The organism is Marinifilum flexuosum, from assembly GCF_003610555.1.
GTDB classification, from domain to species: domain Bacteria; phylum Bacteroidota; class Bacteroidia; order Bacteroidales; family Marinifilaceae; genus Marinifilum; species Marinifilum flexuosum.
On sequence record NZ_RAPQ01000008.1, the window covers coordinates 224200 to 247253 of the forward strand.

Annotated in this window: 18 protein-coding genes; 2 read left to right on the forward strand and 16 right to left on the reverse strand. The window is 35.7% G+C overall.

What is annotated here, in order from left to right:
* Nucleotides 1-59 precede the first annotated feature (59 nt).
* The 4 genes from truB to BXY64_RS01065 all read right to left on the reverse strand — a co-directional run bounded on the left by truB (nucleotide 60) and on the right by BXY64_RS01065 (nucleotide 2853).
* Nucleotides 60-764 carry a tRNA pseudouridine(55) synthase TruB gene (truB, locus tag BXY64_RS01050; RefSeq protein ID WP_120238142.1) on the reverse strand — a complete coding sequence of 235 codons (705 nt, stop codon included), beginning with the start codon at nucleotides 762-764 and terminating at the stop codon, nucleotides 60-62.
* A 25-nt stretch (nucleotides 765-789) separates the two neighbouring features.
* A complete protein-coding gene (locus tag BXY64_RS01055; protein ID WP_120238143.1) occupies nucleotides 790-1578 on the reverse strand; it encodes an undecaprenyl-diphosphate phosphatase in 789 nt (262 codons plus the stop codon).
* A gap of 55 nt (nucleotides 1579-1633) precedes the next feature.
* A complete protein-coding gene (locus BXY64_RS01060) occupies nucleotides 1634-1879 on the reverse strand; it encodes a DUF3098 domain-containing protein (protein ID WP_110362598.1) in 246 nt (81 codons plus the stop codon).
* 101 nt (nucleotides 1880-1980) lie between these two features.
* Nucleotides 1981-2853: a cell division protein FtsX gene (locus tag BXY64_RS01065; RefSeq protein ID WP_120238144.1), complete on the reverse strand. Its 873-nt coding sequence runs from the start codon at nucleotides 2851-2853 to the stop codon at nucleotides 1981-1983.
* 231 nt (nucleotides 2854-3084) lie between these two features.
* Between BXY64_RS01065 and BXY64_RS01070 the strand changes: the two genes are divergently transcribed.
* Entirely contained in the window at nucleotides 3085-4557 is a 1473-nt protein-coding gene (locus BXY64_RS01070; protein ID WP_170150543.1) for an oligosaccharide flippase family protein, read from the forward strand.
* Here BXY64_RS01070 and BXY64_RS01075 read toward each other — a convergent pair.
* Nucleotides 4554-5435 (reverse strand): lysophospholipid acyltransferase family protein, encoded by an 882-nt coding sequence (locus BXY64_RS01075; protein ID WP_120238146.1) that lies wholly within the window; start codon nucleotides 5433-5435, stop codon nucleotides 4554-4556. The two genes, BXY64_RS01070 and BXY64_RS01075, sit on opposite strands and share 4 nt — an antisense overlap.
* Before the next feature lie 169 nt (nucleotides 5436-5604).
* Between BXY64_RS01075 and BXY64_RS01080 the strand changes: the two genes are divergently transcribed.
* Nucleotides 5605-7185 (forward strand): formylglycine-generating enzyme family protein, encoded by a 1581-nt coding sequence (locus BXY64_RS01080; protein ID WP_211334384.1) that lies wholly within the window; start codon nucleotides 5605-5607, stop codon nucleotides 7183-7185.
* A gap of 49 nt (nucleotides 7186-7234) precedes the next feature.
* On the opposite strand, the gene BXY64_RS01085 is transcribed toward BXY64_RS01080, so the two are convergent.
* From BXY64_RS01085 to BXY64_RS01135, 11 genes are all read right to left on the reverse strand, one after another.
* Complete coding sequence (locus BXY64_RS01085) at nucleotides 7235-8200, reverse strand: polysaccharide pyruvyl transferase family protein (protein ID WP_120238147.1); 966 nt, start codon at nucleotides 8198-8200, stop codon at nucleotides 7235-7237.
* Between the two features lie 24 nt (nucleotides 8201-8224).
* Entirely contained in the window at nucleotides 8225-9604 is a 1380-nt protein-coding gene (locus BXY64_RS01090; RefSeq protein WP_120238148.1) for a bifunctional cytidylyltransferase/SDR family oxidoreductase, read from the reverse strand.
* 125 nt (nucleotides 9605-9729) lie between these two features.
* On the reverse strand, nucleotides 9730-10950 hold the full coding sequence (locus tag BXY64_RS01095; RefSeq protein ID WP_120238149.1) for a CDP-glycerol glycerophosphotransferase family protein: 1221 nt from the start codon (nucleotides 10948-10950) through the stop codon (nucleotides 9730-9732).
* Nucleotides 10951-12171, reverse strand: coding sequence for a CDP-glycerol glycerophosphotransferase family protein (locus BXY64_RS01100; protein WP_120238150.1), 1221 nt, complete (start codon nucleotides 12169-12171; stop codon nucleotides 10951-10953).
* Nucleotides 12164-14773 carry a YfhO family protein gene (locus tag BXY64_RS01105; RefSeq protein WP_120238151.1) on the reverse strand — a complete coding sequence of 870 codons (2610 nt, stop codon included), beginning with the start codon at nucleotides 14771-14773 and terminating at the stop codon, nucleotides 12164-12166. Before BXY64_RS01105 ends, BXY64_RS01100 begins: the two co-directional genes overlap by 8 nt.
* 170 nt (nucleotides 14774-14943) lie before the next feature.
* Nucleotides 14944-16176, reverse strand: coding sequence for a carcinine hydrolase/isopenicillin-N N-acyltransferase family protein (locus BXY64_RS01110; RefSeq protein ID WP_120238152.1), 1233 nt, complete (start codon nucleotides 16174-16176; stop codon nucleotides 14944-14946).
* Between the two features lie 51 nt (nucleotides 16177-16227).
* Nucleotides 16228-17028: a carbon-nitrogen hydrolase family protein gene (locus BXY64_RS01115; protein WP_120238153.1), complete on the reverse strand. Its 801-nt coding sequence runs from the start codon at nucleotides 17026-17028 to the stop codon at nucleotides 16228-16230.
* A gap of 273 nt (nucleotides 17029-17301) precedes the next feature.
* Complete coding sequence (locus BXY64_RS01120) at nucleotides 17302-18855, reverse strand: glycine--tRNA ligase (RefSeq protein ID WP_120238154.1); 1554 nt, start codon at nucleotides 18853-18855, stop codon at nucleotides 17302-17304.
* A gap of 164 nt (nucleotides 18856-19019) precedes the next feature.
* Nucleotides 19020-19265: a DUF4834 family protein gene (locus BXY64_RS01125; protein ID WP_120238155.1), complete on the reverse strand. Its 246-nt coding sequence runs from the start codon at nucleotides 19263-19265 to the stop codon at nucleotides 19020-19022.
* A gap of 513 nt (nucleotides 19266-19778) precedes the next feature.
* A complete protein-coding gene (locus BXY64_RS01130) occupies nucleotides 19779-21251 on the reverse strand; it encodes a DUF5723 family protein (RefSeq protein ID WP_147375843.1) in 1473 nt (490 codons plus the stop codon).
* A 25-nt stretch (nucleotides 21252-21276) separates the two neighbouring features.
* Nucleotides 21277-22926: a hypothetical protein gene (locus tag BXY64_RS01135; RefSeq protein ID WP_147375844.1), complete on the reverse strand. Its 1650-nt coding sequence runs from the start codon at nucleotides 22924-22926 to the stop codon at nucleotides 21277-21279.
* Nucleotides 22927-23054 lie beyond the last annotated feature (128 nt).

The following is a 23054-nucleotide window of genomic DNA, read 5'->3' on the forward strand; positions in this document are numbered from 1 at the left end:
TATTTTTTTGTTACTGCAAAAAGCGAAGCTTTCCTTTTTACGAAAAAGTTGCAAGATAGTTATAAATTTTCTAAGAATTTTATAAAATCTTCAATTTCAATAGCATCGTCGATTTTGAAATCGCCGATTTGAGTACGTTGCAGAGCTGTTAAGTGAGCACCGCTATTTAAAGCTTGACCAATGTCTCGTGCTAAAGCTCTGATATAGGTTCCTTTACTGCAAACCACTCTAATATTTAGAACATTTTCTTCAAATTCAAGAACTTCGATTTCATCGATCACCAAAGTTTTCTTCTTGATTTCAACCTCCTGACCTTTTCGAGCATATTCATAAGCACGTTTACCGTTAACCTTAACTGCCGAATAATCTGGTGGTCGTTGTTCAATACTTCCAATAAAACCTTTTAATGTTTTATCAACCAGTTCACGAGTAATGTGTTCTGTTGGATATTCCTGATCGATTTCTGTTTCCAAATCGAAGGAAGGAGTGGTTGCTCCCAATTGCAAAGTGGCAATGTATTCTTTCACCTGTGATTGATAAGTATCAATCTTTTTGGTGTATTTTCCAACGCATACTATCATCAATCCGGTAGCCAAAGGATCCAATGTTCCTGCATGACCAACCTTAATTTTTTTCACACGAAGCATGTGTTTGACTTTGAACTTTACCTTGTTCACCAAATCAAACGAAGTCCATTTGTATGGCTTATTCAGCAGAATAAAAGCCCCTTGTTGAAAGTCATTATCGGTTTCGAATCGAATCATTAGAAGTGATTTGCCATTTTTACAATTAGGCTGCAAAAATAGCAATTACTCCGATAATCAGGCAATAAATGGCAAAATAGATTAGTTTTCCTTTCTTAACCAGCTTAATCATCCAGCTGCAAGCCAGTAATCCAGAGATAAAAGCTGCAAAGAAACCAACAATTAAAGGTGTAACTTCAATGTTGCCTTGAGAGGTAAATTCGCCATTAGCCAGACATAGAATATTTTCTCCAATAATTGGAACCAAAACCATTAGGAAAGAGAATTTTGCAATGTCTGCTTTTCTGTTGCCAAGCAGTAATCCTGTTGCAATGGTAGCTCCAGAACGCGAAATACCAGGTAGAATGGCAAATGTTTGTGCCAAACCAATGATTAAAGCATCTTTGAAGGATATTTCTTTTTCTTTTTGTTTTGCATAGTAGGTAAATCCCAGTAAAGTTGCTGTTACCAATAGCATACAACCTACCAAAAGCAGGATGCCATTGTTATCGAAAAGTGCTGATACTTCATCCTTAAAGAAAACACCAACAATTCCGATTGGAATCATCGATATGGCAATTTTAAAAAGGTATTGGGTAGATTCATTCCATTGGAAATGAAAAACATCCTTAAACAGTGATAGAATATCTTTTCTGAAAACAATAATGGTACTAAGTACTGTTGCTCCATGAACAATTACAGTAAATGCAAGATTATTTTCAGCGTCCACACCTAAAAGAGCTTTTCCAAGTTCAAGGTGTCCGCTACTACTAACAGGCAAAAATTCAGTAAGTCCCTGGAGCAATCCAAGAATTAAGGCTTCAATCCAATTCATAAAAATAAGTAGTGTGTTATTCCGATATTTAGCTCGGAATCAGATAGGTATTACGCTATTTGTCTTCTTTTGGTTTCTTCATAATGGCATAAATTTCGAAAGCAAATCCGAACAATACCACCAATGGAGCAAGCGTAATTCTTCTGAAACTGAAAATGCTTTCGTCGAATACATTAGGATCATCAGATCCTCCACCCATCATAAGCAAAAATCCAATAATGATAATTACAAAACCAATCAGAAGAAGTTTGTAGTTCTCTTTGCCAAGAGCGAAGCCTGGTTTGTTATCTTGTTTGTTCATGTTTTCAAAATTTATCCGTGTTCGGAAATCAATGCCAAATTTACAATAAATTTTACTGAATTAGCATTTAAAATGTCTTAAGTTTTGTTAACTCCTAATCTTTAGTACAATGATCTTGACTCTAATCGCAAATACTTATTCACCGCAAATAAGGTAGAAATCCAGGTGATGAATAAACCTGTTAAAATAATCAGTAAAAATAAAACTCCTACCAGTTCGGTATTGTTAAAAGTAATTACTTGTCTGAGTTCTTGCTGTGAAAGGTATATAACACCAGAAAGCATTGCATTGGCAATTAATGCGCCTAAAAATCCGTGAAGAAGTCCTTTGCCTATAAATGGTTTACGAATAAAACCTCTTGTGGCACCAACCAATTGCATGGTGTTTATAATTAAGCGCTGTGAGTAGATTGACAATCGTATTGTGTTGTTGATTAGTGTAAACGAAATAATAAATAAAATGGCACTAAAGCCCAAAAGGATTAAACTGATTCTTTTTACGTTATCGTTTACCAAATGAACCAATGATTTTTGATAGTAAACCTCTTGTACTTGCGAGTATCTGGTGAAATCTTTTTCGATTACAGCAATGCTATCAGGGTTGGCATACTCGGCATAAAGTTTTACGTCTATTGTAGCTTGCAGTGGATTGTAGCCCAAAAAAGAAATAAAATCTTCACCTAATTCTTTCTGTAGCTCTTTTGCTGCAGTTTCTTTGTCAACAAACTCGGTTGCTTTTACAAATTCTGTGGCATCAAGATTTTTTTGTAAACGTCTTATTTCTACTTCCTTCACATTGTCTTTTAGAATGATGGAGACTCCAATATTTTCTTTCACATAGTTTGAAAGCTGATTTGCATTTAAAATTAGCAAACCCGTTAGTCCCAGCATGAAAAGAACCAGAGAAATACTGATAACTGAAGTGATATAAGAGGAGCGCAAGCGGCGCTTTGAGCCATTTTCTTTTTGTGCCATATGTTAGCTTGTTTTAAACCGATTAGGATCAATCATTAATTGGTCACTTGCGAAAATACAATTTTTTGATGAAAAGCTTCATGTTACCAGTTACAAGTTTCAAGAGCAAAAAGTGGTTTTGGTAATTGGATGTTTAAGCTTACTCATTCACAAAATTACACATTCACTCATTCACTCATTCCTTTTTTGTTAAATTTGTGATTGTATCACTACCAAATATACAATTGCACATTGGGAATTATTCGACAACAAACCATTAAGGGAAGTTTCGTTTCGTATATCGGAGCGATTTTGGGATTTATAAATACAGGTATATTGTATCCCAGTTTTTTTGCAACCGATCAAATTGGATTAATTGCCTGGTTGGGTGCGATTACTACAGTTGCAGCACAATTTTCAACTCTTGGCTTTAACAATGTAACAGCCCGTTTGTTTCCTTACTTCCGTAACGAGAATGTAAATCACAACGGCTATTTGTTTATTCTGTTTTGGGCTGGTATGGCTGGTTTTGCAATGTCGCTTATTGCTTATTTTATTTTGCAACCTATTGCAATCGAAACCTATCAAGATGAATCACCAATGTATTTGAACTACTTGATTTATCTGATTCCATTGGTGTTTTTTACCCTTTTCTATAATTTGTTTGAAGGGTACAACAGGGTAATGTACGATGCAGTTTCAGGTACATTTTTCAGAGATATTGTTTTTAAAGTACTAAACCTTATTTTCTTGATCCTCTTCACGGTAAAAGTGATCGATTTTTCTCAGTTTATTTTACTATACGTTCTGGCATATTGCTCTCCAACAGTGTTTTTATTCATTTTACTTTGGGTACGTGGACAAATTTCTTTTGCATCCAATTTAAAGTTTGTTACGCCAGAACTGCGTAAATCAATGGCAAGTGTTTCCTTATTTGGGATATTGAATGGTTTAAGTGATAAGTTAGCCAATCAAATTGACAGAATCATGATTGAAGGGTTTATTGGCTTGGGGCCAACGGGGATTTTTGCAACCATGACCAATTTTGGAACATTGGTTTCCATGCCTTCAAGAAGTTTGAAAAAAATAGCAAGTACTGTAATTGCTGAAGCCTGGAAAAAGAATGATTTGAAAACCATAGCTCAGATATACTCACAAAGCGGATTACATCAGTTTATGGTAGGATGCCTGTTGTTTATTGGCATATGGATCAATATCGATAATGTTTTTGAAATTGTATCTCATCGATTTATTGATGGAAAATATGTTGTATTTTTTATTGGTATCGGGCATGTAATACAGATGGCATCAGGAGTGAGTGGAGTGGTTATTCAATCGTCGCCTTACTATAAAATGCAAGCTGTATTCATGACTCTATATGGTCTTCTGGTAATTATTACCAATCTTATCATGATTCCCATATGGGGGATTACAGGAGCAGCAATAGCCTCTGTAACAGCAACTTTGTTTTTTAACTTATCCAAATATCTGTTTTTACTGAATAAGTATAAATTTCAACCATTTAATTACCGATATTTAATGGTGATATTGGTTGCTGCCACAGCTTACTATGCCGGAACACTTTTACCAAAAATGGACTGGTTTGTATTCGATATTGCAATCAGATCATCAATAGTTGGCGGAGTATATCTTTTATTATCTTTTGCCTTTAAAATATCAGCTGATTTCAACCAGTTTGTTAAAAAGTACATAAAGCTTGGTTAATGACAAATTTCATGATCTTGCTTTTGTAACTTCCATCTTTTGTGACTCCATAGCCAGTATTGGGGATTTTGTATGATTTGATCTTCGAGTAATTTGCTATGTTGCTTTGTAATGCTTCCATATTTAGCTTGTTGCGGATTTTCTTCGATGATTTTTAATTCTACTTCGTAATATCCGCGTTTAACTCTCTCAATATTTAGGAAAACAACTGCATAATCAAAATCAACAGCATATTTTTCTGTACCAAACATTACAGCGGTATCCTGATTTAGGAATTTAGTCCAGAATAAGTTTGTCTTGTTGCGTTTGGGACATTGATCACTACCAAATCCTACTAAATAGGTTTTGTCTTTTTTATCTTCTAAAAATCTTTTTGTCTCTTGCTTAGGAATCAGTTGAAGTCCCGATTTACCTCTGGTTTCTCTAAATTTCCTGTCAAAAAATTTGTTTGATAATGGTTTGTAAATTGCACTGGTTTTGTGTTTTAACGATCCGCCAAGTGCAGTAGCAACCATTTCCCAGTTGTTGTAATGCCCAAATGCAAGCACAATACTTTTCTTTTGTCTATACAATTCATCAATAGCTTCCAGATTTTTTATTCTGCATCGTTTTTGAGCTTCTTCAGCACTTATGCTAAAGCATCTGATACTTTCCACTATAAAATCACAAAAGAAACGATTAAAATCTCGGGCAATACTTTTGTGTTCCTCATCGCTTTTTTCAGGAAATGAGTTTCGAATGTTATTCAAAATCAGATTTTTTCGATATCGAATGACATAATGGTTTAAAACAAAAAGTAGATCCGATATCAGGTACGAAAAACGAAGTGGAAGTAGAGATATTGGCTTTAGAAATAGGTAATACAATAGTGGTGTCATGCTTAATATATTGGTGGTTCGGCCACAAATATAGAAGCATTCTTCAAATAAGTAGTGTTTTATTCAATCTTCTCAATCTTACTCTGATTTGTTATCAAACAATATAATTATTTTCGTTTATTAATGATAAATCACTATTTTTATGCAATAAACCTAACTATCTTTTTATATGAAATTTCTAAACTTTTTTGGCATTTTGCTACTTACAGCCATTATTGGCTTAAGCTCTTGTAGTGAAGATGATTCTGAATCTACCGAAGGATTTGGTTCAATTGAATTTGCCGTAGATTTGTCTGAAGCAAGTACTTTAAAATCAGTTGAAGATATCAATGGATTAGTAATATCCATTGTAGATGTAGACAACAATATTATTTATGGCAAAGAGGAACTTGAAGTATTCCACTTTAATGGTTCTTATATTGCTGGTCCCATAAGCTTGCGTGAAGGCAATTATAGCCTGACGGAATTTTTCCTGGTTGATAAAAATAATAACATTATTTATGCATCTCCTAAAGATGGTTCAGAATTGGATTATCTAGTGGAAAAACCTTTGAATATAGAATTTGAGGTAAAAACCGACGAGGTATTGAAACTATCTCCTGAGGTTTTATCAACAGAAAGTTTTGATGCGGCAGACTTTGGATATACTTCCTTTGGTTTTATAGTAAAAGAGTTTTTTGACTTTTCCTTAAGTACCTTTACGTATAACAAGAATGTCATGAATTTTGAATTGGCACAATCCAGTATCAAAATTACTTCTGATGATTCTTTGCTTTATTCCGGCGACTTAAAAGCCGAAACGAATACAATTCGCATTAGTGATGAATTCGAAAATTATAATATTCAAATTACCAAAGAAGGATTTAATACGTTTCATTATTCTTATTCTGCAGATTCGTTGCATTATTACAATACTGAAAGAAATAATGCTCCATTAAAAATTATTTTGGTTGAAGAAACTGATGGTGTAATTCCTGAGATCGAGTTTGTAAGTGTTAATGGAGGTACTTTTCAAATGGGAGACGAGCTATATATTGGGCAGTCGGATGAACTACCAGTACATTCTGTTACGGTGAGTGATTTCCAAATAAGCAAATATGAAATTACACAATCTCAATTCATCGAATTTCTGAATAGTATTTCTTGCAATAGCGATGGAACTTATATGGATGAAGAATTTGGAGTGGTTAGCTATATTGTGAATCTTGATGAAGATTATTGTCCTGTTGGTTACTCTGATGATGAGGGTTTTTATTTTAAAGGTTCTTATTGTGTACCTGGCATTGATTGTCCTGCTACCTGTGTTTCATGGTTTGGAGCCAATGCTTTTTGTAAGTGGGCAGGCGGAAGGTTGCCTTACGAAGCTGAATGGGAATTTGCTGCAAGAGGGGGAAATCTTAGTGAAGGATATAAATACAGCGGTAGTAATTATTATGATGAGGTAGCTTGGAATAGCTATACTTCTTACGATATCGCCCAGCCTGTTGGACAGAAAAAACCAAATGAACTTGGAATATACGATATGAGTGGTAATGCTTGGGAATGGTGTTTTGATTGGTATGGTGAATACAGCAGTGATCCACAAACCAATCCTACCGGACCTGAAACGGGAGATGACAGAGTTGGGCGTGGAGCAAGCTATTTGAGCAATGATTTATCTTGTAGAGTTGCCAATCGTCACGATAATAATCCAGATAATTTAATTACTCTGAGAGGACATGGAATTCGCATGGTTAAATCTGCAAATTAATCAAGAATGATATAGAAACAGCTATTTTCATATGTGCTATTATCACCGGTTAAGCTTCAATAAATTCATTCACACGTTTTATTAGATCGCTTCTGTATTTTTGATGAACTGTGGGATTTCCTTTGGCGTACTCATTTACCAAAATTTGTAATTCTTCCGATGATTTATTTTGAATATCATGCATATTAATTGTATTTAGCATGGAATCGGTATAGCTACTTAATCTGCTGGTGTCAAATTTTCTACCCAGTTTTCCATCAATGAAAATAACGGGTGTACCAAAAGCCAAACAGGGTAAAGCAGTATGCAAACGAGAAGTGACCACCAGCTTGGCATTCGCCAATTTCTTTAAGAAATCAGTAGCGATATTAAATCGCTCTTCATGAGAATACTTTCGTAAGCTTTTTTCCTGAATGATGTATTTGGCTTTACTTAAGATAGGTTCAGGAAATATCTTTTGAATTAGTTTCCTTTTTTTCCACTCTTGATAGATTACCTTTGGAGTTCTTAAAATACTTCTTGTTAGTGAAATAATACTAATTCTTGGATTAAATCTAGCCATATTATACAATACATCACTAAAAATGATTTCATCTGTATTATTTTCATCCAGATAAAGATCTCTGTTAAGAGCTAGCGTTAAACAACCCGAAAAATAGGCATCTACACCTTTGTTTTTAAGTAGATTGACTGTGTCATGATCTCGACAACCAATTGGTTGATGAATTTTATAATATTCAATAGCCTTATCTGAAAGTAACAGATCTTTTGCTTTTGGTGATATATGAAACGAAATAAAAAGCGGCTTAATATGATTTGCAGGTGGCCAATTTTGAGGATAATGCATAAACCAACCATTTAAAATAAGTTTATGCACATCGCCAGAAAAATCAGAAAGAGTTTCTTTATTTAGATAATTGTCAACAGTAGGTAGAAAAGGCAAAGCTGCCAGACTTTGAATGTATTCGCCAATATTTCTAACCTTATTCCAATATACCAATAGGGCAAACTTCATATTTATGGCTTGTTTTAAGGATTGTTATTTTTTAACATAAACCACTTGTCCGGTCAATTCAGAAAGAAGTGTTTGAACTGAGATTTGAGCTACATCCTCAGATTTTAGCAGGCTATCCACAGGTTCATTGCCAAAATTCTTAACACGCATTGGCGTTTTGGTTCTTTCCGGGTTGATACAGTTCACCCTAATACCAAAATGTCTCCACTCCTCTGATATTGCCTGGGTAAAATTAACTGCTGCAGCTTTGGTTGAAGAGTATAAGCTATATGATGCTCTTCCTCTTGTGTAGGAACTAGAGGTGAACAAAAGCAAATGACCTTTGGTTTCCTTTAAATATTGAAAACTCTCTTTTGCAACATTAACCATTCCCAAATAATTAACGGCAATAATTTCTTCAACGGTTTCCTGATCAACATTAATCAAAGCTTCTTTGTTTAAAATGGCAGCAGTGTTGATGATGTAATCAATTTTTCCAGCTTCAGCATATACTTTCTCCAGGCTAGTTCTTACGTCTTCAATGTTTTTAACATTCACACCATTTTCCGATCTGCTAAAAGAATATACTTTAGCTCCAGCTTCCTGGCAAATGGTAGCTATATCTTTACCGATACCATAGCTACCACCGAAAACAACAATACACTTATCATTAATTTGATCGATATTTTCAGAGCTAAATTTAGAGGTTTTAAACTCCTGATTTTTAAGCTGGAATAGTTTGTCGGCAATGAACATGTCCAAATCATAGGTGATTTTGATGTTATCGGCCGCACCTTCAACAACAGTAATGGTTTCTTCAGGTAAATATTTTAATACAACACCACAATCATCCGTGGTTTTAAACTTAGGATCAGATAATGCCTTCTCGTAAGCTTCTTTGATGGTTTTTAGTCTAAATGCCTGTGGTGTTTGCCCCTGTCGAAGCTGATCCCGGTTGGGTACGTTTACAATCTGGTTTTTATCGCAAACTTCAATAATGGTATCGGTTGCTTTAATGGCAACATCCACCGCATTGCAATGGTTAAGGCTGTCGATTACCTCATTAATAATGGTGCGATTGATAAAAGGACGAACAGCATCATGAAAAATCAGCTTGATTTCATCAGCATTTTCCTCGTTTTGATATGCTTTTATGGCAGCTAAACTTGAATCGCTTCTTTCCTTACCGCCAATTAAAATTTTTTTAACCTTGTTGTATTGATTGTTACTGACAATCGTTTCTATTTCGCTTGTGAAATTTGGATTGATAACAATGGCAACTTCATCTATACTACTGCATTTCTGAAATACATCTAAAGTGTGTTCAATAATGGTTTTGCCTGCTACTTTTATAAATTGTTTTGGCAGATTACCACCAAATCTTGATCCATTCCCACCAGCTAAAATTACTCCAATATTTCTCATATTGCCTTTATTTATTATAGATGAAAAGTTTAATTCATATAAAATACGAATGCGAATTTACTATTAATTTAGGTAGTTGAGAAACAAGCAAGAGTATTATACCATTTTTGATGTTAGTTTATGCTTTAATTGTTTAGGATATTATCAATTTCAGAAGCGATTCGTTCCGATGATCTCTCATCTTTAAATTTGAAAGCAACATCGCAAATTTCTGCTCTCTTTTGTTTTTGATCATCTTTCCCTTCAATGATGGAATAGCTGATCTGCTTTAAAAGCTCTTCTTCCGATTTACAGATGGTTCCTGCAGTAATCCATTCATAGTCAAACTGAATTGCACGATCTTTGGCAATGTACTTTTCGTAGTCGTATGGATAATACAAAATCGGTCTGTCCAAAAGAAGGTAATCCATGTAGATGGAAGAATAATCGGTAATAAGAAGATCGATTAATTTGAGTGTTGGATATACATCCAATTCATTATCAAACCAGACAATATTGGATAAGTTTTCCTGAGTGTTTGTAAGATTGGTATAGGTGTGAAATTTGAATACAAACAGTAGTTTATTTGCTTTTGCAAATTCATTTAGAACAGACATATGAATTGCTCCACTCGAAATGGGATCACCTCCTGTTTCTCGGTAAGTTGGAGCATACAAGATGGTTTTATACCCTTCTTTCTTAAATTCTTGTATGGTATGGTGTGCTTCGACATCACAACGAATAAAATCATCTTCAACTATTTCTCTGAAAAAGATATCATTTCTAGGATATCCTGTTTCTATGATTTTATCCGATTTAAAAGCCCTTGAAAAAAGTTGCTCTGTATAAAACTTTGATGTTGAGACAAGAACATCATATTTTGGATATAAAGCATACAAAGCAGCCTCTAAACGATGGAAAAACTTTTTACGGTTTTCGATATAGGCAGGACTATCCAGCTGAATTCGTTTAAAACCCACGCCATGCCACAGTTGAACGATTGTTGAGCGGCGCAGAAGAAAGTATCTAAAATCCTTAATCCATTCATAGATATCAACCACAGCTATTTTAGAGCGCAATAAAATGTAAATGGACTGAGCACTTGGATACAAAACAACCTTATTATAGAACTTTTTGATTTCAAGATATTCTTCTTTGCTATACGTCAAAAAGTATAGGCTCTCATGAGTTTTATGAAGGTATTGATACAAGTACTTGATATTGCCTTGAAAAAGACCATCTTTTCTTCCTCCGATAAAAACAATTAAATCATTCTTTTTTGGGAATAAATAACTTAGCGGAAGTAGAATACACCAGCCAATAAAGGCGTAAATTATAATGCTGACTCTACGTATAATGATACTCATTTAATTAATGCTTAGAATTTTCTTGTAAATACGATGACAATGATTTTCATCTGTATAGTAGTGATAAGTCTCTCGAACAGCTTGGCGCCATTCTTGGTCGATGTTTGGATTGGCGATATAATCATTCAGACCTTCTATCAAGTCCTGCATGCTCGCAAATTTCTTACCTGGAGTATTTCTCTCATAATCCAGTATCAAACCCTGATATTTGCTGTATTCCTCAATATCGTATGGGATAAAGCAGATTGGTCTGTCCAATAGCAGGTAATCTACCAAAATTGATGAATAATCGGTTATTAAAATATCCACAAAAGGCAATAGTTCGGTTACATCAGGAAAATGATCCTGCTCTGCTTTTTTAACTCTTTTCAGTTTGAATAAAGATTCATCCTTCAAAATACTTTTTCGCTTAACGGATTCTTTGTGCCCGCGAATAAGCAGGTAGGTATCATGCTCTTCTAAAAAGCGTTCCAATAATTCAGCTTTGTAATCCTCGAAAGGGAAAAACTCTGTTAGCTTCCCATCCCTCCATGTTGGAGCATAAAGAATCACCTTCTTATCCAGGTAAGGATGTTGCTGAATCAGTTCAGCATCCTGATTATTTTCAGATAGCAAATAGTCATAGCGTGGCATTCCGGTCAACCACACCTGATTCAAATTCACTCTGAAACCAGAAGCCAACATCAAACATTCGATATCAGAACAGGCGGTTAGGTAAGAATAGGATTGAAGTTGGTATGATTTACCAAATTTGTTCCAAACTGGAGTCTGGTAACCAATTTGCTTTACTGGTGTTCCATGTCCTAAATAGATGATTTTTTTGCGCTTTTCATGTAGGTAATACGGGAAGAAAACCGCAGCACTGGTCCCATAGGATATGATTACATTTTTAGTGTGTAAAAATACTTTTAATGCAGTAAAGGAATTTGCGTAAACGACCTCATTGGGGAATTTCTGCTTGAGTTCGGCATACAGCTTTTTGTTTGCCGTAAAAAGCAGGCACTTGAAAGCTTCCTGTTTTCGCAAATACTCAAAAAGAAATTTCGAATTGTCGTAGTAAAACTGCTCTGTCAGAAAGAACAGAGCAATTTTCTTGTTCTTTCTGAATAGTTTCTCGACAATGAAATAAAGGTTTCGCAGACAAAATATAAGCAGATGCAGAAAAACGATTTTCTGCATGAAGTTTGCAAATTGTTGTGGTTTAGTGTATCCGCTAGACATTTTCCTTTTTAAAGTTTTTGATTCCAAAAACAATTGCTCCCAATGCTACCACAAAGAAAAGAATCATACTGGTCAATGAAATTTTCTCACCCACAAAGTATCCCTTAGGTTCAAATTTGAACTCAACTTTGTGTTTTCCTGCAGGTAGTTTCATGCCACGAAGAACATAGTTTGCTCTAAAGTGTTTTGCTGGTTTTCCATCGATATATGCATTCCAACCAGGCTGATAATAAACCTCAGAGAAAACAGCCAGTTGTTCTGTTTTTGCCTGATATTGGTAGCCAATCTGATTTGGCGAATATTTTGTCATTTGAATGTTGGCTGTTGAATCTGCAATAATGCTTAAGCCATTCAACTGATTTTTAAAACGCTGATCAACAATTGCCTCTTTAGCCGGATCGAAGCCATTTAAAAGCATGATTTCTTCATTGGCATCTTTAACCAATTTGTAAGAGTCAACAAACCATGCATTTCCAAGTGCATTAGGATTAATACTTAGCTGAGCTCCCTTTTCTCCCTGGCTGATAATGTATTTCGCATTCAACATATCCAAAGCTTTCATGTTGCCTTTGTCGATATGATATTCGTACAATTCCTGAATACGACGCAATTTTGCTCCATGATAACCCCCAATGGACTTGTGGAAGTAGGATGGACGTGCATTCTGGAAAGGACCGCCGATTTGTTCAAACACCCTGTAATTGGTGTTGTAGGTAACGGCCCAAAGTTGTGCTGCTACTTTTTCGTAATCGCTGGCTTTTCTGTTCTTTCTGGTGTAGTTTTTTACTGCCTGATCGGCAATTGCCTTTAATTCAGGATTGTTTTTTAACTCGTTCTGCAGAATTTGAAAATCTGCCATATTAGGCATGTATGCCAGGTTCAATTCTTTCTTTTCTACAAATGCATCATTGGTAGTAAAGCGTTTATTAACCGGGTACAAATCGACTAAAATCAAAACAACCACCGCCGGGATAAAGAATTTTGCTTTCAGATAATCTTTAGAATATGCCCAAACCAAAGCTGCACCTACTAAAATGAACAGGAAGCTTCTTAAAGCATCAGCTCTAAACATATCGATACGAGCATTGATCAAATCGTTCTGAATTTGAGCGATGAAAGAAACTGCATTCGGATTGGAAGCACTAATCTGGGTAAAATAGTTTTGTTCCACATCGCTTAAGAAATCCAATCCAAAAGTTGGGATAAGATAAAGAAGAAGGGCGATACCACCTGTTAATGCAAATGGCAGAACCAATACATTTAGGTTTAGAGAAGCAAACTTCACTTTTTTCTTCAGTATCTCAGGTTCATCAATTAGCTTTTTAAGCGCTAAAATGGCCAATAGAGGAATACACAGCTCAACTATAATTAGGATGGATGATACTGCTCTAAACTTGTTATAAAGTGGTACGTAATCGAAAAACAGATTTGTAAGGGCAGGGAAGTTATGTCCCCAGGATAGCATGATTGCCAAAATAGTAGCTGTTAGCAATCCCCATTTTAGGCGACCTGCCACAATAAATAAGCCTAAAAAGAACAGAAACAAGATAAAGGCTCCTACATAAACAGGACCAACGGTAAATAACTGATTGCCCCAGTAATGGTGGTTTTTCACCTGTTCCATATTGTAATAATCAGCAACCGATTTAACCTGACCGCCATTTACATAGTTCAAAACCTGAATGCCCTCTTGTGGAGATCCACCGCCACCTTTTGCATTGGGAATCAATAAGCTTAAAGTTTCCTGGATTCCATAACTCCACATGGTTCCGTAATCTTTATCTACTCCAGTGGTTTGGTTGTCCTTATTACCCAAACTCAATTCCGATTTACCTCGAATTGTTGATTTACTGTATTCGTATGAGCTATATAAGTTCGTGAAGTTAACGCCCAAAGCAATAATCGAAGCTATGGCAAGCACTCCTATGGCTTTAAAGAAATGTTTCAGATTCTTTTCTTTAAACTGGTGGTAGAATTCGTAGATTAGAATACAAATAACCGTTAACATGAAGTAATAAGTCATTTGTATGTGGTTGGAATACAATTCCATGATCAGGAAGAATGTGGCTATAATTCCACCCCAAAGATATCGTCCTCTTAATACCATTAATATTCCACCAAGGGCGGGAGGGATGAAAGCCAATGCATTTACCTTCCACAAATGTCCTGCTCCAATGATAATGATGAAATAAGTGGAAAATGCATATGCAACGGAACCCGCGATGGAGAGCCATGGATTAACTCGTAAACTAATGAGAAGGATATAAAAACCAAGCATGTACAGAATGAGGTACTTCACAGGATCTGGAGTATAAAGCTCCATCATCTTCTTAAAAGTGTACATGTCTTTTGCCTGGTAATCAACATTAATTTGGTAAGATGGCATTCCTCCAAACATCGAGTTGGTCCACAAGGCATCTTCGCCTGTCTTTTCTCGAAAATCAATAATTTCTTTTTTAGCACCCCAAGCGTGAATTGAGTCACCCTTTTTGTACTGTTTTCCCTCCATAGCAGGCTGGAAATACATGAATGCTACAATTAAAAATACCAGGATGGATACCAGGTGAGGCAATGCGGACTTAAATATCGACTTAAAACTCATATTGAATTATGAATTAGGATCCCGATAGTTATCGGGGATGAATTATGAGTGAATCAATTCATAATTCATCATTGATAATTGATAATTTTAAATTCAGGCTCTAAAATACAAAAAGCACAGAACAATATTGCCCTGTGCTTCACTTAATGTTTTTCCGATTGTTTATTTCCTTACAAACTTTGGTACTTTTGGGTATCAAGCATGCCCTTATAAGTTTTGTAAGTGTAATCATCCAACCATTGGTAGAATTCTTCAATCTCTTTTTTATTCACTTTAGCTGAACGCCATTTCTTTTGGTGCTCCTCTGTGTTTTTGAAAAGTTCTTCTTCAGCTTTTTCAAGTTTTTGAATAATACCAGTCTTCTCAGCATTAATCAATTCTGATACTTTTAAGTATTTGTATCCAGCCGAACGAGAAATTGGATAGCAGCGGTCTTTCAATTCCATAGCCATAGCATTTAGTGGACAGTTTTCTTTTCCATCAGCCAATAATACTTTAGGCAAATTCTTACCTCCTTTTACCCAAACAGGTAATGCAATTGAGGTATTTGGGAATCCTACTTGAGTCCAGATGGTAGCCATATCTTTGTCTTCACCTTCTTTCACACCTTCAATCAAAATCATTGATGATGAGCCGTGGCGAGTAATCAAATCACCTGAATTCACAAAGTTTTCGTCGTATGGAATGGTTTCGTATTCTTTTCTATAATCCTTTTTCAGTACAGGATGTTTTAAACATCTTGAGAAATCTTGAATAACAGTTTGGGAATTGATATTTCCATATGCATCTGCCTGATAGAATATATCCTGAGCGGTTTGGAAACGAATAAACCCGTAACCAATATCTTTTTTACCAGTAAAGGAGTAGTTGGTTCTAAGAATGTAGCCATTTGGAGCTTGTGCAGGATCGTTAGCATCAAATTTGGTAAAAGTATGATTATTTACCTCATAAAAAGCTACATTTCCATCAGCATCCAGTACACCAAAGTGAGCAGCTAAGCCCATTGGTTTAGGTGTGTCTTTCAGCAATTGCTCAAACTCTTCAAGATTAGAACACTGTTGCAAGGCCAATTTCATAAAGCGTCCTTCCTGATCTTTCAATGAAGTTGTATCCTGCATGTTTACATTAAAGGATGCAGAGTTCATGATTGCAAAACCCATAGCGTTAGATCCACCCCAAACTTGTTCCCCTTTTTCGTCGTTGGAATTGATCATGCCGATGTATGGATATTTGCCATCGGTGAAATACATCATTTTGTTTTCAAAACTTTCTGTGTCGCGCAGTTTCCAAATCATAGGACGACCATCTTTGGTGTACTTGCCGGAAATTACGGCAGTTGTGCAGGCTCCAGCCTGCCATACGCTTACTACAACAAGTAGCAGTAGGCTTAATAAATTTTTCATTTGTTAGTTAGTGGTTTAGTTGTGTTATCCTTTATGAAGCCTCTAAATTAATTAATAATTCTTTTTTCTGTCATTTCTAAATTGATATTCGTCACGAACTGTATCAATAACATTTGTATCTACTTCCCCAATCATTGCCTCTTCCTGTTCTTTAAGAATGCTTGGAGAGGTGTTGTAATCCATCCAGGGAGGACAGAAAATAGAATTGCCATATTCTTCTCCAGCTCGGTTCAAACTCAACATGTAAATTTGATTTTCCAGTGCTCGGGTAATCACAAAATGATGCCAGCTTGGAAAACTGTTGTCCTTGTAAAAAGCCACCGGATGTATCAGAAAATCAATTTCATGATCTAAGGCCAATGTTCTTGTTAATTCAGGAAATCGCATATCGTAACAAATGATAATGCCAATTTTTACACCATTGATATTGAAACTGATAGTATCCTCACCTTTTAGGAAATACTCCTTTTCCATAGAGTTTCCGAATTGAGCCATGTGTTGCTTGCTGTAAATGGCTTCCAGTTCACCTTTAGGATTGACAAGGGCTTGTGAGATAAAGAAACCATCTTCTCTTTTCCGGGGAAATCCGTAACAGATGTAGCAGTTTCTCTTTTGGGCGATATCCGAAAAGAATTGGAAACTTTTGCCATTTACATCTTCGGCTAATTCGCCTAATTGCTCGAATGTTTTCCGGGAATATCCACTTGTGAAAAGCTCTGGCAGAACAATTAGATCAACCGCTTCTAATTCATCAATTATTTTTTGAGCATGAAGCAGGTTGGCATCTCGTTCCTCGATGGACTTTGTATCACAATTGCTGATTTGTATGGCAGCAAATTTAATCTTGGGCATAAGTGTAGGGATTAAAAGATAAGATTAAAGATAGTGAAATTGAAATTACCTCATCAAAGGTGATTTTTTATGCTCTGACTTTAAGTAATCCGTAAATGTAAGAGGTAGATTATGTGGGGTTTATTTTACTGTGAGCCTTACTTAGGGGGAGCCCCTCAAACTGCTAAATTATTTTTTTGCAGTTCTTTTTCCTCAATTAGAAGGTTAGGATGAGGTGAAAACAAAAAAAGCCATCCTCAAATGAGAATGGCTTTCCAATATTTTGAATTTCGCTTATTTCAATTTCTTGAATAAAGATTTCATGCTAACATGTGAATCTAAGATTTCAGCTAGTTTAGAAATCTCGATACGCTCTTGTTCCATGCTATCGCGATGACGAATGGTAACTGCGTTGTCTTCCAGTGATTGGTGATCAACAGTTACACAGAATGGAGTACCAATAGCATCCTGACGACGGTAACGCTTACCAATAGAGTCTTTCTCATCGTACTGACAGTTGAAATCGAATTTCAAGTTGTTGATGATTTCACGAGCTTTTTCAGGAAGACCATCTTTCTTTGTTAATGGCATAACTGCCAATTTGATTGGAGCCAAAGCAGCTGGTAGTCTTAAAACAACACGTTCGTCGGTTTTTCCATCTTCTTTCTCTATTTTCTCTTCGGCATAAGCTTCCGACATAATTTGAAGGAACATACGGTCAACACCAATCGATGTTTCCACTACGTAAGGAACGTAGCTTTTGTTCAGTTCAGGATCGAAGTACTGAATTTTCTTTCCTGAAAATTCCTGGTGCTGGCTTAAATCGAAATCGGTACGAGAGTGAATCCCTTCCACTTCTTTAAATCCGAATGGGAATTTAAATTCTACATCGGTTGCAGCGTTAGCGTAGTGAGCCAACTTATCGTGATCGTGGAAACGATATTTATCATCATCGAAACCTAGAGCTTTGTGCCAGCTCATACGCGTTTCTTTCCACTTGTCGAACCATTTCATTTCTTCTCCCGGACGAACAAAGAACTGAAGTTCCATTTGTTCGAACTCACGCATACGGAAGATAAACTGACGAGCAACAATCTCGTTACGGAATGCTTTACCAATTTGAGCAATCCCGAAAGGAATCTTCATACGACCTGTTTTCTGAACATTTAGGTAGTTTACGAAAATACCCTGTGCAGTTTCCGGACGAAGGAAAATTTTGCTACTACCATCAGCAGTAGAGCCCATTTCAGTTGAGAACATCAAATTGAACTGACGAACATCGGTCCAGTTTTTAGTTCCCGAAATAGGACAAGCAATCTCGTTATCGATAATGATTTGCTTTAATTCGTCCAAATCGTTCTTATCCAAAGCATCAACAAAACGCTTGTGGACAGCATCCATTTTCTCTTTGTTTGCCTTAACACGAGGATTGGTTGCTCTAAATTGTTCTTCGTCGAAAGATTCACCAAATTTTTTCTTTGCTTTGGCAACTTCCTTATCCATTTTGGCTTCATATTTAGCCATCAAATCCTCGATTAAAACATCAGCACGGTAACGTTTCTTCGAATCTTTGTTATCGATCAAAGGATCATTAAAAGCATCAACGTGGCCCGATGCCTTCCAAATGGTTGGGTGCATAAAAATAGCAGAGTCAATCCCTACTACATTTTCGTGCAACTTTACCATTGAATCCCACCAATACTTTTTGATGTTGTTTTTCAATTCAACACCCAATTGTGCGTAATCGTAAACAGCACTTAGTCCATCGTAAATCTCCGACGACTGAAATACAAAACCGTATTCCTTACAATGGGCAACCAGTTTCTTGAAAACATCTTCCTGAGCCATAAATCTTATATTTTGAGTTTATTATTTTAATTTGAACGAAACACAAAAATACAAAAAAAGCCATTCGATGGCTTTTCCATATCATTAATTTCTAGTGTTTTTGATAATTTATTTGCTGGATAGTGTAATACTATCGTTTGCGTAGCAGAAGATTAAAAAATTAATTAATCCACATCTTCGAAATCCACATAATCACCTACATCCTTTTTGTTAGGATTAGATTTGGTATTTGAATTTTTATCGATGGTAACTTCACCTTCTCGCTTTTCTTGTTCTTGTTGCTGTCTGTTGGCCTCTTTTTGCATTTTATCAAAAGTTTTCTGCACCAAAAAAGGGAACATTGCACGAATGATCAATTTTAGCAGGTAATAAATACCGACAGCAATAATGATAAACTTTATAAATGCCATATTCTTATAATTTGATTGACAAAGATAACAGAATTATAACGAATGAGTAAATGGGAGCTGAGGAATTGGTATGTTATAGTTATTGAGACTGATATTGATTTAAACCAAAGAAAAATCCCGAACTCGCAAGTTCGGGATTTTCTTCTAACCACTATTTACTAACCTAAATCTAATTCTATGAAAAAACTTCTCTGTTTTGTACATTACAAATGTAGGTTATAAATGTGCTAAATGGTTTAAACAAAAGTTAATGAAACTTAAAAGTGTATTGCACCTCTTCGTCCATTAGCACTTCCCCCTAACAGGGGAAGACTTAAATTTAATGAATGGTGCATGATTTAGAATATAGTTAATTATAGTGTGTTTTTCTTTTAGGGAAACTGTAGAAAGACTAAAGGGTGAAAGAATAAAACAATATCTTAATATCAAAAAAAAGGACTACCCACAAAAGGTAGCCCGGAATTTAAATTGATGTAAACACTCTGTTTACACAGAGCAATATAAAGTTACAACTTATTTGTATAATGGTTTCTTTTTATTTCCTATAGGTTCAAACCATGAGCATTCATCTTTCTTTTTGTTTTTATCCTTACAGCCAAACAATAGGTTGAAGCCAAAGCGTACGTTGGCAACTTGAGCACTGTTAGGGCGAATTGCTGCCAATATATTATCGGTAATGGTATAAAATTGAACAGGACCAAGTTTAGCAGCTACTCCAAATCCAATATTATTGTAAGAATTGTTTACAGCAGTATAGCTTAAGCTTGTACTAAGGTTTCTAAAAAATCGTGCATTTGCCGATAAGGTAAGTGATGATTGAATTTTGCCATTAAAAATTTCTGTTCGACTTAAAGCTCCTAAATTTATTCTATTATGAATTTGGTGTGTACCTCCCAAATAAATTTTGGTTGGTAAGCCTACAGAGTAGGAACCAGTTAAATCTGATACTCTAAATTCATCTTGGATGTCATCCACCAAATCATCAAATACATCTTCTATTTCTCTGTAGTTTGGGTCGTTTGAATTTCCCGATTGTGACCAGTCTGCACCATTGTAAGTGAATGATCCATCCTGAACAAACTCATAACCGTTCGATTTCCAGGTAATGCCTCCAATATCAAGTATACTTGCGTAAAGTGTGGTTTTCTCATCCATTTTGTATGTCATACCCAAATCTACAGCAAAACCTTTGTTATCGGTATTCAAGAAGAAATCTTCATCAAAATCATCACTGTTAAAATTGATATCATCAACAAAGCCATTGGCATCGTAAGTAATTTGGTTGATTGGAACAGATGCTCTTAATCGATGTTTGGAGTTCAGTATCACTTGGGCGCCGGTTAAGGATGTAAAAACAGACATGTCTGATTCCTCCATATGAAGATTGGCAATACCAAAAAGAACTTTCCCTTTTACACCTACAGTCCATTTGTCGTTGATTTTCTTTGAAACTCCCAAGGCAATTTCATGATACGCATTGGCATCAATGCCCAATCCACCCCAATTGGCGGTTCTTCCTCTATAATCGTAATTACCATTCTTTAAAAATGTAATCATTTCCTTATCGAAACTAAAGCGCGAGTCTTCTTTTTCGATCACATCAAGAGTGAAATAGAAGTCCTTCGCTTTAATTCCCAATGCAAAAAGTGTCAATTCAAATTGCTGAGAAAGAAAGTTGGTGGTTTTTAATGCATCGTGAAAACTATTTACATCTACAACCAACGAATCGCTTCTAATGCCTGTTCCATCAGTAATCACATCCTTGTAAGCAAAACTACTATTGCTGTAATTAAAATAGATGGAACTAAGAGCCGGAAGGCCAACAAAGACTTTACAATCTGGCTGTATGGCTGGATTTACCTGGTTTGATTGAGGTACATTCTGCATCAAATACAAGGTGTTGTTTAGTTTTTGAGCTGTACCGTTCATAGTCAGGAGTACAAAAAGTAATCCTGTTAGAGATATCTTGGTTAAAATTCGTGTCATTATAGGATGTTTTAAAGTGCTGGTTTTAGTTGCTTAGGTCAAGTTGTGCTTGTACCGATATGGTGAACTTTAATTCGTAATCGCCTTTTAGCTTCACCGGGATTCCTCCATTTTGGGTACTTACAACCGCATTTATAATGATGTTTTCGGTTTTGTTAAGATTTGCAATTTGAGTCTGCGTTAATTTTATTTCGTGGGAAACTTCCTTAATCGAATTTGGATCAACTACACCAATATTTGCTCCCGAAGTATAAACCGAAGCAGCATCAATTACTTCATTGTCTTTAATTTCATCAATTACATTGTAGCTTGCATCGGTAAGCTGAATGTTTTCAACGGTAACATCAAGTGGATAACCATTTTGGGCTGTAATTACTACCGCGGCATTCATTACTTTATCGGCATCATCAATGTCAACACCATCAATTGTATCCTTAAGCGTTAGGTTTGTTGCGGTAAACTCCAAAGGAATTTCAATTTCGATATCTGCATCAATTCTAGAAGTATTACTTATAATGTTTGGCTGAGTAGCAATATCTACGGTGTTGGGATTTAAGTCTACATTACCAAAATAATCCAACCTGTCTGATGGAGGCAATGCCATTAAATCAACAATGTCAGAGTTGTTTTTATCGTAAGTAATGGTTTCTTCATTAGGTGTATCTAAAACATCAGTAATGGTTTTAGGATAATTAGTAGGTTGTAATACATCCGGATTTAAATTTTGAGTCGATCCACTTGAGCTGTAACCAGTGATGTTTGCGTTTATTGCAAAAGGAACACCAACCGAGTTGCGCAAGTGAACATGAATTTTAGGATCTGCAAAACGGTATTCACCATCTACATCATCCCAAAAATCAACACCCAAGTCAATACTGCCTGTTCCAATGTTAATTGTTTGCTTGCCAAAATCACCTGATGCAGTAATAAAGTCGATGTTTTGAACTGTAAGATTGACTCCTACATCTCCGCTTCCGCTGATAGTAGTTCCATTATCACGTATGTAAACAGAGAAATCAATGTTAACTTCGTTACTGGTAGTGTACGGAGTTTTGAAATTGACTATAGCATTGCTAAGTGAAATGCTTTCTGGATGATTGATTGCATTAGCCCCTACACGAAAAGTTCGAGTCACCACGCTTCCACCTTCTGTTATTCCAGGAAATGTAACCGTTAAATCAATTTCGGTATCCAAAGGGTTGGTTAAGCTTAAATCGATAGTTGCGTTTAGCTGCAAATTAGAAAGAATGATATCAGGATCTCCGGCATCAACAGAGAATGTTTCTGAAAAAGGTATTGGATTTGTAGGGATCGAAGCATGCGGAATCCCTGCGAAAGTACCAATTGTGATGCCAAGGTTTTGACTCACTTGGTTTGGAAAATCTAATACATCATCTACAGCATAAGTAAATATATCATTTTCGCGATGTCTTATCACCAGGTTGTTTCCTTCCAAAAATATGGTTTGATCGTTTGGATTCAACTCGTGTTCGTTTAGAAGATACCAGAGTGTATAGGTTCCATATCCAACAGGAGCAATCATGTTCGGAGTCCATTCAACTTTATCCGATAAGCGATCCATATCGTAATCGTCAGAATCGAAGCATGATTGTGTTGTAATGGCCAATAGTCCACATAGAATGAGTGGAATCAGAAATCGTGATTTAGATATCATAGTAATGTAATTAAATAGACAATATTAGTTTTGAACCGAATTCAACTCATAAAACCCTAGCTTTAATGTTAAATTATATTCAGATCAGAAAAGCAATAATATCATGTAAGAAAATAGATCTTATACAT